This window comes from Mongoliibacter sp., from assembly GCF_007692705.1.
GTDB lineage: Bacteria > Bacteroidota > Bacteroidia > Cytophagales > Cyclobacteriaceae > Mongoliibacter.
In genome coordinates, this window is sequence record NZ_REBN01000259.1 from 1 (window position 1) to 14,966 (window position 14,966).

Here is a 14,966-nt window from a genome sequence, read left to right on the forward strand (position 1 = left end):
GTGATAGCAGACATACATTGGTCTAAAGGAATGGAAAAAGCCTGGAACGAAATCATACAAAATCCTTCAGTATCATTAAGTTTGGATTTTTACGAATGTGGTGTTTTGTTTTTCAAAAAAGGGCTTTCCAAATCTCATTATATTTTATCCATTTGAACGACATCAATGATCCTTTATAACTTTCAAAAATAGCTCTGACCCTTTTCTCGGAACTATAGAATTATAACATGGCTCAATAACAACATTCGAAAAAACCTTATTAAATAAAGACAAATATTCATCCATTAGCCCTCCAAACGGTGGGCCATCGTGTGTAAACTCAATACCAAATAAAACCCCAACCAATTTACCCCCGGGCTTAAGAAGCTTATGCATTTTTTTCACATAATCATTTCTCAGGCTAGGATCCAATGCGCAAAAAAATGTCTGCTCTATAATCAAGTCATACTCCCCTTCATGCTCAAAAAAATCCTGATGCAGTAATTGGCTTTCCGGAAAGCTTGGACAACTTTTTTTAAACTTTTCCAGTGGATATGCAGATAAATCCAATACAAAAACATTTTGAAATCCATTTTCAAAGGCATATTTTGCTTCATAAGCATTACCGGCGCCAGGAATTAGAATCTTCACCTCTTTTTGGTGAAATTGGTCTAAATATTGCTTAATTGGGGTCGATATTGAACCTACATCCCATCCGGTTTGATTCTGCTTGTAGCGGCTTGTCCAATACTGAGCGTCTAAATGTTTATCCATATTATGAATTAGAAATTATTAGCTCCTAAACTTATGGAATACAATTACAATCCACAACCAAAAAAGAATGACAGTGGTAAAAATATTCTTATCATAGTTTTGATCATTTTGGTAATAATCAGCGGCATAAAACTTTACACTGATTATCTGGACAGGACCCGTAAATCAGAAGAAATTCTTATCCTTTCAGAAGAGAATAATGACCTCAATAAAAGATTGGACTCTATGACCTATCAGCTTGATTTGAGGATTCAGGAAATAGAAAAACTCGGAGGTGATATAGAGTCATTGGAAGAAATCAGATCGCAACTTATCGCGGAAAGAAATTCTGACAGAAAACGTTCAGCCGAAGAAATTGCAGCTTTGAACAGAAGAATCAATGGTTTTTCTGCGACCCTTCAGGAAAAGGATCAGGAAATTATACGTCTACGCGAAGTAAATCAGCAATTATTTGCTGAAAATCAAGATTTAAAGACCTCTCAGGCTACAATAGAAGAGGAAGTAGTGCAGCTTAACCTCAAACAACAAGAGCTTCAGGAAAAAGTAAATATTGCAGCTTTGCTCAAAGCAGAAAACATTGTAGTTGCAGCGGTAAATTCAAGAGGTAGAGAAAGAGAGGATGGTTTCAGAAATCGGCAAATAGAAAAATTGAAGGTCTCCTTCAATATTGCAGACAATAAAGTAGCTCCTGACGGGCATAGAGATATTTATGTGCAGGTGATAGCCCCCAACAACCAACCCATTTTCGATGTAGCAAAAGGATCCGGAACATTTACCCTTGATGGTAGAGAAGAGTTTTATACAGCTCATCAGGACCTTCTTTTTAACAACACCAAGCATCAACTTACATATTACTATGAAAAAGGAAGTAAATATACTTCCGGTATTTATGAAGTTAGGATATATGCTGACGGTTATCAGATAGGTACCAAAACGTTTGAAGTAAAGTAAGAAAGGTCGGAAGATCTTTCTTTTATTGAATAAGGCCTTGAAATACTGTGTCAAATATGCTTTATATACGCCATATTTTTCAAACTCAACTTGTAATAAACCAAATTATCTTCTACTTTTGCGGTCTGTTTAATTTCAATACAGGTAAATAATTAAATTATGTTCCAGAAAAATTATGAAACGGTATTCATATTAACTCCCGTTTTGTCTGATGTTCAGATGAAGGATACCGTAGACAAGTTTGTAGACTTGTTGAAAAAAGAGGGAGCAGATGTCATCAATGTTGAAAATTGGGGACTTAAGAAAATGGCTTATGCTATTCAGAAGAAAAGCACTGGTTTCTACGTATTGTTAGAGTTCAAGGCTGAGCCAAGTATGATCAAAAAATTGGAATTAGAATTGAGAAGAGACGAAAAAGTAATGCGTTTCTTGACTACAGTTCTTGACAAGCATGCGATCGTATATGCTGAGAGAAGAAGAAAAGGTGAATTTAACAAAAAAGCTGAAGCTAAGGAGGAGCAAGCCTCATGACATTAAGAAACGAACCAATCAACAGAGTTGAAAACAGGAAAAAATACTGTAGATTCAAGAAACACGGTATCAAATACATTGATTACAAGGATCCTAATTTCCTTTTGAAGTTTGTCAATGAGCAAGGAAAAATCCTTCCAAGAAGATTGACAGGTAACTCTGCCAAATTCCAAAGAAAAGTGGCTAACGCTATCAAAAAAGCAAGGCACTTGGCACTTTTACCTTTCGTAACTGACGGTTTGAAATAAACCCTCAACCTTCGAATCATTCAAATTTTAAATTGTACAACAATGGAAATTATTCTTAAAACAGATATAAAAGGTCTTGGGTATAAAAATGACTTGGTGGATGTTAAGCCAGGTTATGGAAGAAACTACCTTATTCCTCAGGGATTTGCCATGCTGGCAACACCTTCTAACAAGAGAATCCTAGAAGAAAATATCAAGCAAGCTGCTCACAAAGCAGAAAAAATTAAAACAGCAGCCGAGGAATTGGCTTCTAAGCTTGAAAGCACAACTCTTGAGATCAAAGCTAAAATAGGTGACTCAGGAAAAATCTTCGGTAAAGTAACTACACTTCAGATTTCTGACGCTCTTTCTGAAAAAGGTATTGAAATCGACAGGAAGAAAATCTCCATCAATATGCCGGTAAGTGGCGAAGGAGAATTTGAAGCCGAAGTTGATCTTCACAGAGAAGTCACGAGCACTGTCAAATTTGTGGTAGTGGCTGAATAAACTATTCACCAAGTAAATAAAAAAGGCTTTCGAAATCGAAAGCCTTTTTTATTTCTTTTAATTCAAGGTGATCTTTTCAAGATCCTGAACTAACTTCTTTGCAACAGCTCTGCTGTTTTCTTCTCTTTTGGCTTTGAATAGCTCAAGAGCTGCCTTACTTTTTTCAATTACCCCTTCAGGATTATTGTCATACAGGTAGCTGTTCCAGCACCAAGACAATTCCGAATGAAGTTTTTCATTTAATTGTAATTTCTCGAGCTTCTCAAGAGTTGAAACAATTGTTTTTTCTGAAATTTTCACTGACATGATAGTATAAATTTGGTTTTCAATCTAAAGTTTCTTTTTTCAAATTCTAGGCAAATCAAGATATTATTTTCCATAAATGCAAAATAATCAGATAATTAGTAACATAACCTTAATAAACAATCGATTTCGTTGAATAAATTTTGTTAGTAAATAATTGGATTTAATGATTTTTACCCCTTACACTTTAAAAAATTAGCCCCTCAAAGGACGATAGTTTAAATAATCAAGGTTAATTTTAAAACTTACACTTTAAGATGCAAAGAAAACAAAGCCTTCAGGAAGAATTTGCCAACAGTATCACCCATGGATTTGGAGTGTTATTCAGCATAGTGGCCATTTCTCTTTTGGTTACATTTTCAATTTTAAATGGAAGTACAATTGAAATTGTGAGCTCAAGTGTTTTTGGAGCCTCTATCTTATTTCTTTATACCTTTTCGACCCTGTATCATGCCGTACAGAATGAAAAAGTCAAATCCTGGCTAAGAACATTTGACCACATCGGTATTTACTTTCTTATTGCAGGTACCTATACCCCTTTTCTTTTGTTAACAGTTGGTGGAACATTAGGATGGGTCTTCTTTAGTATCATATGGGGCTTGGCTTTATTTGGCTTGATCTTTAAAATTTTCTTTACCCATAAATTCAAAAAAGCATCTTTAATTCTTTATTTGGGAATGGGTTGGATGGCTGTATTTCTAGTAAAACCCTTATATACCAACCTTGATCCTTCCATTCTAAGTTTGATCGTAGCTGGTGGTCTGAGTTATACACTGGGAACAATATTCTATACAAGACCGTCAATGCGTTTTGCACACACCATCTGGCACTTGTTTGTATTGGCAGGAACTGTATTTCATTTTATATCCATTTTACTAATTTTACAGGCATTGTAAATTTTTTAGATTGAGATTTAGAACTTTAGCATCATTCTGGCAATTTATATTAGGGCAAATTTGCATAAAAAAGAAAGTCCACCTACATTTGTGACACCTTTCAAGGAAGGCAAAATAATAATCCAAAATTGACCGATGGTGTAACTGGCAACACGTCTGATTTTGGTTCAGAAGAGTCCAGGTTCGAGCCCTGGTCGGTCAACAAAAAAACCACTCAATTGAGTGGTTTTTTTGTTGAATAAACACCTCAGATTAGCCTTTCAGTCTACTACCCTGAATTTTTTGGAAGCATAGTGAGTATTTCCATACATGTCCTCTGCCATAACCTCCAAAGTATGCTCCCCTACCGGTAAACCTGCTGGGATAGCGGTTCTCCAGAGGTGATCTGTTCTTACAGGGTTTGAAGGCCTTCTACCTTCTAAAGGTGTTTCAGAGGTATCCCACCTGAACATTTCTACCAAATATGAGGGATCATAGTCTTCTATATTGTTCATTTTTTTCCACTCACCATCATTTATTCTAAATTTCACATCATCATTTTTTGTTCCCGTAAAAAAATTGGCATAAAAACCTGCTGAGGTTCTTGCTCCTTGCTTGATAGCCTTTGGTGTGAAAATTTCAATCTGATAATCAGCAGACCTCCTTGCGGGTTTATACCTAGCTACATATGATACGCCGTCAAAATCCATAAAAACATAGCCATTTGGAGAACCATCCCTCATTGTAGAGGTGGGCACAGCAAGTTCCTCATCCATTTCTCCAGAGTACCAATCTCCTGATGGAGTTCCTATGTTAAAGTGATGATGGGGTTTTTCCTGCATGTAGCCATCCTCTTTTCCAAAAAATGTCTGCTTCATATAATGCGTATGCGCAGAAAGAGAAACAGTATTTGGAAAATCAGACAACAACTCTAAAAGCTTTTCCCGGTCAGCATCTCTAAAACTATCTCCTTCTTCAAATAAGGGAATATGCATAAACAGGACAATTAATTTGTCATTGGAAACTGTTTTTAAATCATTTTCAATAAACTTCAACTGATCCGGCCTAAAGCCACCCCAGTACCCTTGTCCATCTCTGGGATCGGGATATAGGATATTTTCCAATACTATAAAGTGTGCCTCTCCATGATTGAATGCATATGTAGCTGGACCAAAATTAGCAGTAAAGCTTTCATCTGAAAGCCGATCTTCTTGCGCATCAAAATTCATATCATGGTTGCCCATGACCGAATACCAAGGAACTCCTATTTTTCCAATCACCTTTGCATAAGGCTTAAAAAGGTCAGGATCGTCTCCCACTATATCTCCCAAAGAAATGCCAAAATCAATACCCTCAATTCCTTCTACCTCTGACACCACACCTTTATCGAAATAATCAAGTTGATCCATATTGTAAGGTTGTGGGTCTCCAAAAATCAAAGCTGAGAATTTTGATTGCTTAACTCCGGGAAACAAACCGAAATCAACTGATTTGGGAAGGGATCCCGTAGGAGATACTCCCTTAAACTGATAGCTGACAGGAGAGCCTTGGGGCTTATGGATATAGAAAAATTGAGGTAAATTATTATCGTCTACAGGCACATCGAATTCTGACGGCTTGATCACGAAAATCACATCATCCTCCGAAACAGGTAGTTCATATTTGCCAGCATCATCTGTAAGTACAACCATTTCACCATTGGAAACCGCTACACCGGGAATACCAGGCTCCCTTCTTTCTTTTTTACCGTTTTGATTTAGATCTTCGAATACAAAGCCAGTCACGGTCTGTGCCTGAAGTGTATTTAAGAGAAAAAAGGCATAAAAAGCAATTGATATTTTTTTCATAGCTTAATTTTTTCTTTTAAAAGTAGTCTACAGACGCTGCAAAGAGGTTATCTTAAAATTAACCTTACATTAAATTCTATTCTGGTAGATTCTTACCCGATAATATCGGAAATAGCTATTTATAGATCAATTATTAGTGAGAGTTCATTTTTTACAAGAAATTAAACCCCCACAAGTACATCTAATTGCCATTTCTGTATATCTTGAGTCCATAATTTTAATTTTAACCCAAAACATATTAATTATGAGCAGATTTGAAGAAGTAGTTGCACAAGTTTCCGCATTGGAAGCTGATTTCACTAAATTTTATGAGCAAGGTAACAAAGCAGCCGGAACAAGGGTAAGGAACGGCATGAATAACCTTAAAAAAATGGCTCAGGATATAAGAAATGAAGTAACTGAAATCAAGAATTCTAAAAAGTAATTCAGTATTACACTTTTGAAATAAATTCACCACTGCAAAATTTAATGCAGTGGTTTTTTATTTTCATACAGAAAGAGAAATTGAATCCTGAATTTGTACATCTTAGAATCAATAAGTCATTGGCAATTCTTGCACATTTAAAAGAAATTAAATGAGCATTGGGTCTCAAAAGGCTAAATGAAAAAATAGATATGAATACCTATTGGCAATTTTCAGTAAAAGACAACGGCATCGGAATCCCTGAAGATTCTTTGGAAAAGATTTTTATTATTTTTCAAAGGCTACATTCCAAAACAGAGTATGAGGGTACAGGCATTGGGTTGGCTATCACCAAAAAGACAGTGGAAACATTAGGTGGAAAAATATGGGTAGAAAGTGAACTTGGCCATGGTAGCACTTTTTATTTCACTGTTCCAAAAAACCACCATTAAGATAATTTTAGACGAACAACTGAAAAACAGAAATATAATTTATAAAAAAAACAACAAAGCGAGAGTTATCAAGATATTTTCAATATAAAATTTCGACATCTCTATTTTTTAACAATTCAGTAACAACAAAATTCTGTATTTATTTATCGCAAAAAAGTACTTTTAAAGGCAATTTAAAATTGCATAAAGTATTATAAACTCCAATCTTAAAAAATTTAGAATGAAACACATTTTACCAAGGTTTGTGCTCTTGTTGGGTCTGATCAGTTTGGTGATGGTGCAGGCTATTGCACAGACCGAAGTGATCGCAGGCTGGACATTTGAGTCGGAAGAGGTCTCACAACGTATCAATGCAGACCTCGGAAATGCCAACAACACGGGTGAAAATACCCAAGTCATTACGCCTGTCAACATCAACTTTACAGATTATGTGCTGGGAAGTGGTGGGTCAGGTACATTTGCCAAAAATGCCAATCAATGGCAAGAAGACGGTGACACGGAAAAATACTGGCAGGTAAGGGTCAATACTCTTGGCTTTGAAAACCTTCAAATTTCCAGTATACAACGAGGATCCAATACAGGCCCAAGAGATTTTAGAATTGATTACAGCTTGAATGGTACTGATTGGATAACGATTCCAGGCAGCAATATTACTGTAGCCAATAATTTTACTTCTGGAGTTGTCAATGCACTTGCAATTCCTGCAGAAGTTTCCAATCAAGAGCAAGTATTTTTCAGATGGATCCCTACTTCCACTATCAATGTAAATGGAGGGACAATTGCTCCAACAGGCACCAACAGAATCGATGATATCCTTATTGAAGGTATTGCATTAGAAGATGATGTTCCAGCCGTTTCATCCACTCTGGTTTCTTGGGATTTTGAGGGTGAGCCTGGTAACCAAGCAGCAACCTCAGGACAAGGATCAGAAAATATTTCAGCTTTAGATTTTATTAGAGGAAGTGCAATAACTCCAACAGCTGCGGGAAACTCAATAAGTGGCAGTAATTGGAGCACAGGAGAAAATGCTTATTTCGAATTTGGCTTGACCATAGAGGAAGGCTTTGAAGCAAAGCTTGATGAATTGTTGATTGCAACAAGATCCTCCAATACAGGACCAGCAGACCTGGCTTTGAGATACAGTGTTGATAATTTTGAGTCTGATCTCGCAAACTGGGTAAACTCAGGAATAAACTTTACCAATCTAAGACTTGACCTTTCATCTTTAGAAGCCTTGACAAGCACAGTAAGGTTTAGAATAGTAGTGACAAGTACTGTTTCAGCGAATGGCGGTACCCTTGGTTCAGGTGGAACCTTACGAGCAGGAAATTTATTCGAATCTGGAACATTTTTCCCGGTACAGTTTACTGGGATCTTGACCGAATCTGAAGTCATTCCTCCAGCGGACCCAGAACCAATTGTGAATTACGACTTCAATGGAGAACCTGGAAATCAGGATTTTACTTCTGCAAATCTAACAGCTGATGGACTCTTAGCACTGGACTTTGCCAGAGGTGAAGGTATCAATGCTTCCAATGCTACTAATTCCATCAGCTCTTCCGGTTGGAATGCCGGTGATGATAGATATTTCACCTTCGGGTTCACTGTGGCGCCGGACAAATTGGTAGACCTTACGCTATTGGAAATTGGAACTAGGGCTTCAGGAACCGGACCAAAAGATATGGCTTTGAGATACAGTGGAGACAATTTCACATCCAATCTTGCCACTTGGGTCAATCCTGCAAATGAATTTTTCAATCAGGTAATTGATCTTTCCAACCTACAGAATCTCAGTGGCACAGTGGAATTCCGAATTGTCACCACCAGTGAAACTTCCGCAGCAGATGGTAACATCGGATCAGGTGGTACATTAAGGGTAACCAACTTCTTCCCTACCAATGTAGGAACCACTCTTGTAGGTATAGTAAAAGATGCTGAAGGTGTTATAATTCCGGGATTGACCGTAAATCCTTCTTCCTTGGATTTTGGAGCTGTTAGTATTTCTGGTGAAACACAGGTGCTTTCATACGAGCTAGCAGCTGTGAATTTAGAAACTAGTATTAATGTAACTTCAACTGCCCCATTCTCAATCTCGAAAGATGGAGTCAACTTCTCTGCTTCATTGGAGTATTCTGTAGAAGAGATGACATCAGCACAGACTGTATTTGTAATGTTTGATAATACCGCTGAAGGAGATTTCAATTCAGCCATTACCAATCAGACAGAAGGTACCCTTCCAGTAACTGTAAATGTGACAGGTTCGGTATTTGACCCTTTCAACATCTTCGAAGATTTCAACAATATTTGTCAGACCAACCTTAGCCCCATTGGAGGCTCTTGGTCTACCATAAGTGTATTTGGTGATCAAGTTTGGTCATGTACCAACTTTGGAAGAGCAGGCACCACACCTACGGCCTCAGCGCCATTTGGAATGCAGATCAATGGCTTTGCAGCAGGCAGTGCCAGACTCAATGAAGATTGGTTGATCACTCCTGAATTTGACCTTACAGGTTTCAACATTCCTTTGCTTTCATTCTATAGCAGGGTAGCATTCAATGGCCCAAGATTGAAGCTATTGATCTCTACTAATTATATTGATGGAGATCCTAATACAGCTACTTGGACAGAATTGGATGACAGGTTTGCCAATGGGGATGTATGGACATTCTCAGGAGAACTGGACTTGACTGAATACCTTGACCAAAAAATCAGATTGGCATTTGTCTACAACTCTTCTCCTGAAGAAGGTGCGGCTAGATGGACACTGGATGACTTTGAATTGAGAAGCTCAGCTGTACCTGCGGCTCCATTCTTCTCCAACAATATCGGTAATGTGGATTACTTCCATTTTGGAATCATTCCAGCTGGAACAGTATCTACAGAAACAAGATCCTTCGACTTCAATCTCAGCAATCCTATCGCACCGTTAACAATTAACAATGGCCCTGTAGGTGGATTTGAATTCTCTAAAGATGGTGTGGAATTCAGTTCTAATCTAACCTACCAGGTTGAGGAATTGTCAGGAAACAAAACTGTAACCGTAAGGTTTGCTCCTTCTTCTGAAGGTGCATTCAGCGGACCGATCACTTTCGAATCCGGAGACATCTCAGTAAAAAGAGGGTATCTCTCAGGTGCTACAGTCAGCAAAGACAAAACCTTCGATGTGGTCACTTGGAATATTGAATGGTTCGGATCAGCAAGCAATGGACCTAATAATCTTGACTTGCAGCTTCAAAATGTAAAGACCATTATTGAAGATCTTGATGCGGATGTCTATGCATTCCAGGAAATCACAGGTCTGGAAAAATTCAATGAGCTGGTTGATGCCTTAGAAGATTACGAAGGTTTTGTATCACCGGCTACTTCTTTAGGTCCTGATAATTTTGAAACTGCTCAAAAGCTTACTTTCCTCTACAAAAAGTCAACTGTAGAGCCTATCAAAACAAGGGTATTGCTGGAAGGTGTACAAGCTGAGGATTTGGTGGATTACCCATCTTCCCCAGACAGATTCTGGGCAAGTGGCCGACTTCCATTCCTGATGGAAGTAAAAGCCAACATAGATGACAAAGTACAGAAATTCAACCTGATCAATGTACACGCAAGATCGAATGGTGGTGGAGAAAGTGCCGGCAACCCAAGATATGCCATGAGAAAATATGATGTCAATGTCTTGAAAGATTCATTGGACATGTATTATGGAAATGTTCCTCTGATCATTCTTGGAGATTACAATGACGATCTGGATGAAACAGTGGCCAATCAGGAAGCTCCTACGGTCAATACTGCTGAAACATCGTACATCAGTTACATCAATGATGTGGAAAATTACACAGCAGTCACTTTATCTTTGAGCAATGCTGGCTTACGTACATTCCCAACTTTTGAGAATGTCATTGACCATATGATCATTTCGAATGAATTGAGTGAAAACTGGCTGGTTAACTCAGAGAGAGTAGTGGCTCCGTTTGAATTGGTTCAAAATTATCTGAGCACTACTTCAGACCATATTCCAGTCAAGTCTAGGTTCACTCTTAGCTGTGACATCGATATTCCGGTTATCATTGGTGATGGTGAAGTTTGTTCTGGAAGCGGAAGCACTGAACTTCAACTCTTTGGTGGCAATTTCCTTCGCGTGGTCAATTGGGAAGAGTCTCTAGACGGAGGGGAAACTTGGGAGGCCATTGAAGCTAGCGAAGGTACAAGTTCGCTTGAAGTATCTGATCTGACTTCCAGCAGGTTCTTTAGAGCCAAAGTTGAATCCAACCTTTGCTTCAACGTGACAGAAGCCTTTGAAGTAACAGTAAAGGAACTTCCTGAACCAGTAATTCTTTTCGAGCAAGGTAAATTGGTGACTATTGAAGGTGACTATAACTTTACCTGGTACAAGGACGGTCAAATGATTCAGACCGGCCCTGATAATTCGGTTAGAATAGCAGGCGCTGGAGAATATCAGGTAGTAATTCAGGATGAATTGGGTTGCGAGAGATCATCTGACATCATCAGATTCCCGATCAGACCTACGAAAGCCAACGTTAGGGTTTTCCCTAATCCAGCTAACAATATGGTCAACATAAGCTTAAGAAATGCCGAAGGTTTAAGCAATGTGGAATTAAGGTCAGCAGCTGGCTCGCTGATTGCTTCAGAGCTTACCAGAGAAGGGTTTGTACAATTTGATGTTGCCAAACTATCGAAGGGAGTTTACCTAATTGTAATCACCGACCAACACGGCCAAAAACAAATCGAAAGACTGATCATCAGATAATTATAGAATTAATAACATATTGAAGCTGCTCCTTATAGGGCAGCTTCTTTTGTTTTAAAGATATCAGATCAATTAATACATAAACCAACTACAGTGAATTGTTTATAAATTGCACGTTTCTACATTATCATTAAAAAACAAGCACTATCCCATGAAATGAGGAGGATTAATGCTTCGAATAAGCAAAACCTTTACTTAAAATTTACTTTCTTTGTAGTCCAACAATAATAAACGAATGTCTCCTTTCGAAGAAATAAGACCTTATTACGATACAGAAGTGAACCAGGCCATCAGGGAAATTATAGATCACCCTATGCTGAAAGCCATGATGAACTTTACTTTTCCCGGTCAGGAGGATAGTTATTGGAAAGACTTGATGTTGCATTGCCATTCTATCAGGGATTTTCAGATCAATTTTATTTATCCAGGTGTAAATACTGTCCTGGAAAAAAGCTCAGCTGGACTAACTACCTCAGGTTTTGATAAACTTGAAAAAGGAACTTCCTACCTTTTCATTTCCAATCACAGGGACATTATACTGGATACCTCATTGCTCAATACTTGTCTATATGAGCACGGACTGTCAATGACTACTTCAGCTATAGGAGACAACCTCGTAAAAAAGCCATTTTTGAAAATCCTTTCGAAATTGACCAGGAATTTTACAATTAAAAGAGGACTTCCTGCACGTGAGTTATTGGAAAGCTCAAGGTTGATTTCTGCATTTATCAGGCATTCACTATTGAGAGAAAACAGGTCGGTGTGGATTGCCCAGAGGGAAGGCCGTACCAAAGATGGTAATGATATGACACATAAAGGAGTCTTGAAAATGATCAGTATGGCTTCTGATGAAGGTGAGCATTTCTTGGATTATTTCAAAAGACTGAATGTGGTTCCTGTAAGCATGTCTTATGAATATGACCCTACCGATATGTTAAAAATGCCTGAATTATTGGCTAAGGCCAATCAGGAAGTTTATGTCAAAGGAGAAAATGAAGATTTCAATACACTTCTAAGTGGAATTATTGGACAGAAAAGGCGTATACATATCCATGTCGGGGAACCTCTTAACGATAAAATAGACCTGATTAAGGAACAAAATACAGGTAATGTAAAGCAACTTCAAGCCCTTACGGATCTTATTGATGACCAGATTATTTTAGGCTACAAATTATGGCCTACCAAATATATCGCTCATGACTTATTGACAGGAACTGATCAATATAAATCAGAATACAGCCCTGAAGAAAAAAAGCTATTTGAAGCTAGGTTCAGGAAAGGTGTAGATCAGAAAAATCCACTTGCAGTAAAAAGCTTCCTGGCAATGTATGCCAACCCTGTAAGCAATCAAAAGCGTCTTTTAGAAGAAGTTTGATGGCCATCACACGGGTAAGGTGACGGAAAATGAGCTGTATTCATTTAATTCAGATTCAATTTGTAAATTTCCATTCATGCTGTCAACCAAATGCTTGACCAATGGAAGTCCAAACCCATACCCTGTTTCCCCGCCTGTTCCATTTTGGGATTTTGCTTTGCCTTCAAGGATTTCCGAAATCTGAGTTTTGGTAAGTCCTTTCCCTGTATCTTTAACATTTACCAAAAGCTCTTTTCTTTCCGCATCTTCATTCAAAGACATCATTACTGACACCATTCCATTAGAGGGTGTAAACTTTATAGCATTGGATATCAGGTTACCAAAAATCTGAATCAACTTGTTTTTATGAAAAGGCACCTCTACATTATTCCCTTTTATTTCAACGATCAAGTTTACGTCTTTTTGTTTGGCTTGAACTTGATACATATCTGAAATTTTTTCTTTCAACAGGGTTAGGTTAAGATCCGTTTGATGATTGATGGATTGCTTTTTAGCTTCCTGAAAATTATCCGAAAGGATTTCGTCAGCCAATTCCAATAAAGACTTTCCACTTTTCTGGATCAGCTGAATAAATTGTAGAACTTCTTCAAGTTTATTGTCATCCCCCTGTTCCTTAATTATTTGAGCCAAACCGATAATTCCACCCAAGGGACCACGTATATCATGTGCTATTTTCTTATTGGTATGTTTCATTTCCTTCATACTTGACTTCAATTGTTGAACAGTCAGGATAATCCTTAACCTGTTCACAATCTCATCAGCAATAATTTTAAGCAGTTCAATTTTCTCAGCACTTAGATCTTTGACTTCTTTGTCCATTACGCAAAGTGCCCCCAGGTTAAAACCTTTATCATCTTTTAGGGGAATTCCAAAATAATAATTGAGTTTGGGATCATCTACTACATAAAATTTATCCTTAAACCTTTCGTCCATTGCAAGCCCCTTCACTTCAAAAGCCTCATCTCCCATAATAGTATACGTACAAACTGAATCCTCCCGTGGCATTTGGAGAGGATCTATACCATGGGTTGCAACGGACCATTGAGTAAAACTATCAATCAGATTTACCAGTGAAATCTCAGTACCAGTCACCTTCGCTGCAAGTTTGGTCAAGTCCTTAAATTGGGACTCTAACTCGGTATAATCAAGGTCATACTCACTGAGTCTAATGACTCTTTCAAATTCATTGGGAAGGATAGGGAAATTCATTGGGTATAAATTCTAGAGTGAAATTTTGGAGTTCAATCCTTTCAAAGGTATGCTCAGAGAACCTTCAAAACAAAAATACCATCAGTTATTTAAGTCCCCTGTTAAACAAGGTATTATTGATTATTTGAGATACAGATTTTCGTCCAAGAAAAAGGTATGAATAGTTTCTCATCGGTTGATTTCCAGGTGAGTTCCTCGAAATAAATATTAAAGCAATTGATCGGAAGTAATAAATCACTGCCGAAATGAACAAAAAGAGATTGATCAACACACCTGAAATCAAATTTGAAGTGAACAGTTAGTATCTTCCCATAGAAATCAAAGCTCCCTCCTCTCCTTCCAGTATCAGTTAATATTGTGAATTGCTTTCAAATCGACCAGAGGGAGATTCATGAACACAATTGAAAATAAACTCATCGTGAATAAATTAGTATCTTCCTATGGAAATCACAGCATTTGGAACTGGAACAAACGGAGCAATTGAGTTGTGAATTGCTTTCAAATCGACCAGCGGGAGATTCATGAACACAGTTGAAAATAAACGCATTGTGAATAAATTAGTATCTTCCTATGGAAATCACAGCTGTCAGGATAACGAGTAACCCGAAGGCTACGTTGTGAATTGCTTTCAGATTAGTATCTTCCTATGGAAATCACAGCGCTCTTGTAATGAGACCTTCTATCATTGAGGTTGTGAATTGCTTTCAGATTAGTATCTTCCTATGGAAATCACAGCACTTACCGTTTTGAATTCGAACGCGTAATAGTTGT

The 14,966-nt window shown here is 37.8% G+C and carries 13 protein-coding genes and 1 tRNA gene; 10 read left to right on the top strand and 4 right to left on the bottom strand.

Annotation, left to right across the window (positions count from 1 at the left end; translation table 11 throughout):
* Nucleotides 1–162 precede the first annotated feature (162 nt).
* Nucleotides 163–753: a methyltransferase domain-containing protein gene (locus EA341_RS17845; RefSeq protein ID WP_293016529.1), complete on the bottom strand. Its 591-nt coding sequence runs from the start codon at nt 751–753 to the stop codon at nt 163–165.
* 33 nt (nt 754–786) lie between these two features.
* Between EA341_RS17845 and EA341_RS17850 the strand changes: the two genes are divergently transcribed.
* From EA341_RS17850 to rplI, 4 genes are all read left to right on the top strand, one after another.
* Nucleotides 787–1,704 (top strand): hypothetical protein, encoded by a 918-nt coding sequence (locus EA341_RS17850; protein ID WP_293016530.1) that lies wholly within the window; start codon nt 787–789, stop codon nt 1,702–1,704.
* 159 nt (nt 1,705–1,863) lie between these two features.
* Nucleotides 1,864–2,235: a 30S ribosomal protein S6 gene (rpsF, locus tag EA341_RS17855; protein WP_293016531.1), complete on the top strand. Its 372-nt coding sequence runs from the start codon at nt 1,864–1,866 to the stop codon at nt 2,233–2,235.
* Nucleotides 2,232–2,483: a 30S ribosomal protein S18 gene (gene rpsR / locus EA341_RS17860; RefSeq protein WP_293016533.1), complete on the top strand. Its 252-nt coding sequence runs from the start codon at nt 2,232–2,234 to the stop codon at nt 2,481–2,483. Before rpsF ends, rpsR begins: the two co-directional genes overlap by 4 nt.
* 42 nt (nt 2,484–2,525) lie before the next feature.
* Entirely contained in the window at nt 2,526–2,969 is a 444-nt protein-coding gene (gene rplI / locus EA341_RS17865) for a 50S ribosomal protein L9 (protein WP_293016534.1), read from the top strand.
* A gap of 57 nt (nt 2,970–3,026) precedes the next feature.
* Here the strand turns inward: rplI and EA341_RS17870 are convergent, their stop codons facing one another.
* Nucleotides 3,027–3,275: a hypothetical protein gene (locus tag EA341_RS17870; RefSeq protein ID WP_293016535.1), complete on the bottom strand. Its 249-nt coding sequence runs from the start codon at nt 3,273–3,275 to the stop codon at nt 3,027–3,029.
* A 254-nt stretch (nt 3,276–3,529) separates the two neighbouring features.
* On the opposite strand from EA341_RS17870, the gene EA341_RS17875 reads away from it, so the two are divergent.
* Nucleotides 3,530–4,168: a hemolysin III family protein gene (locus EA341_RS17875; protein ID WP_293016536.1), complete on the top strand. Its 639-nt coding sequence runs from the start codon at nt 3,530–3,532 to the stop codon at nt 4,166–4,168.
* A gap of 129 nt (nt 4,169–4,297) precedes the next feature.
* A tRNA-Gln gene (locus EA341_RS17880) sits at nt 4,298–4,370 on the top strand.
* Between the two features lie 58 nt (nt 4,371–4,428).
* Here EA341_RS17880 and EA341_RS17885 read toward each other — a convergent pair.
* Nucleotides 4,429–5,994, bottom strand: a complete 1,566-nt coding sequence (locus EA341_RS17885; RefSeq protein WP_293016537.1) for a calcineurin-like phosphoesterase family protein — start codon at nt 5,992–5,994, stop codon at nt 4,429–4,431.
* Nucleotides 5,995–6,238: 244 nt separating this feature from the next.
* Between EA341_RS17885 and EA341_RS17890 the strand changes: the two genes are divergently transcribed.
* The 4 genes from EA341_RS17890 to EA341_RS17905 all read left to right on the top strand — a co-directional run bounded on the left by EA341_RS17890 (nt 6,239) and on the right by EA341_RS17905 (nt 12,986).
* A complete protein-coding gene (locus EA341_RS17890; RefSeq protein ID WP_293016538.1) occupies nt 6,239–6,418 on the top strand; it encodes a histone H1 in 180 nt (59 codons plus the stop codon).
* A gap of 191 nt (nt 6,419–6,609) precedes the next feature.
* Nucleotides 6,610–6,849 carry an ATP-binding protein gene (locus EA341_RS17895; RefSeq protein WP_293016539.1) on the top strand — a complete coding sequence of 80 codons (240 nt, stop codon included), beginning with the start codon at nt 6,610–6,612 and terminating at the stop codon, nt 6,847–6,849.
* A 220-nt stretch (nt 6,850–7,069) separates the two neighbouring features.
* On the top strand, nt 7,070–11,611 hold the full coding sequence (locus tag EA341_RS17900; RefSeq protein ID WP_293016540.1) for a choice-of-anchor J domain-containing protein: 4,542 nt from the start codon (nt 7,070–7,072) through the stop codon (nt 11,609–11,611).
* A gap of 235 nt (nt 11,612–11,846) precedes the next feature.
* Nucleotides 11,847–12,986, top strand: coding sequence for a 1-acyl-sn-glycerol-3-phosphate acyltransferase (locus EA341_RS17905; RefSeq protein WP_293016541.1), 1,140 nt, complete (start codon nt 11,847–11,849; stop codon nt 12,984–12,986).
* A 6-nt stretch (nt 12,987–12,992) separates the two neighbouring features.
* Here the strand turns inward: EA341_RS17905 and EA341_RS17910 are convergent, their stop codons facing one another.
* A complete protein-coding gene (locus EA341_RS17910; RefSeq protein ID WP_293016542.1) occupies nt 12,993–14,195 on the bottom strand; it encodes a GAF domain-containing sensor histidine kinase in 1,203 nt (400 codons plus the stop codon).
* Nucleotides 14,196–14,966: the final 771 nt, after the last annotated feature.

Coding starts and splice junctions, on each gene's coding strand:
- EA341_RS17845 (WP_293016529.1), bottom strand. CDS start 753: ATGGATAAACATTTAGACGCTCAGTATTGGACAAGCCGCTACAAGCAG.
- EA341_RS17850 (WP_293016530.1), top strand. CDS start 787: ATGGAATACAATTACAATCCACAACCAAAAAAGAATGACAGTGGTAAA.
- rpsF (WP_293016531.1), top strand. CDS start 1,864: ATGTTCCAGAAAAATTATGAAACGGTATTCATATTAACTCCCGTTTTG.
- rpsR (WP_293016533.1), top strand. CDS start 2,232: ATGACATTAAGAAACGAACCAATCAACAGAGTTGAAAACAGGAAAAAA.
- rplI (WP_293016534.1), top strand. CDS start 2,526: ATGGAAATTATTCTTAAAACAGATATAAAAGGTCTTGGGTATAAAAAT.
- EA341_RS17870 (WP_293016535.1), bottom strand. CDS start 3,275: ATGTCAGTGAAAATTTCAGAAAAAACAATTGTTTCAACTCTTGAGAAG.
- EA341_RS17875 (WP_293016536.1), top strand. CDS start 3,530: ATGCAAAGAAAACAAAGCCTTCAGGAAGAATTTGCCAACAGTATCACC.
- EA341_RS17885 (WP_293016537.1), bottom strand. CDS start 5,994: ATGAAAAAAATATCAATTGCTTTTTATGCCTTTTTTCTCTTAAATACA.
- EA341_RS17890 (WP_293016538.1), top strand. CDS start 6,239: ATGAGCAGATTTGAAGAAGTAGTTGCACAAGTTTCCGCATTGGAAGCT.
- EA341_RS17895 (WP_293016539.1), top strand. CDS start 6,610: ATGAATACCTATTGGCAATTTTCAGTAAAAGACAACGGCATCGGAATC.
- EA341_RS17900 (WP_293016540.1), top strand. CDS start 7,070: ATGAAACACATTTTACCAAGGTTTGTGCTCTTGTTGGGTCTGATCAGT.
- EA341_RS17905 (WP_293016541.1), top strand. CDS start 11,847: ATGTCTCCTTTCGAAGAAATAAGACCTTATTACGATACAGAAGTGAAC.
- EA341_RS17910 (WP_293016542.1), bottom strand. CDS start 14,195: ATGAATTTCCCTATCCTTCCCAATGAATTTGAAAGAGTCATTAGACTC.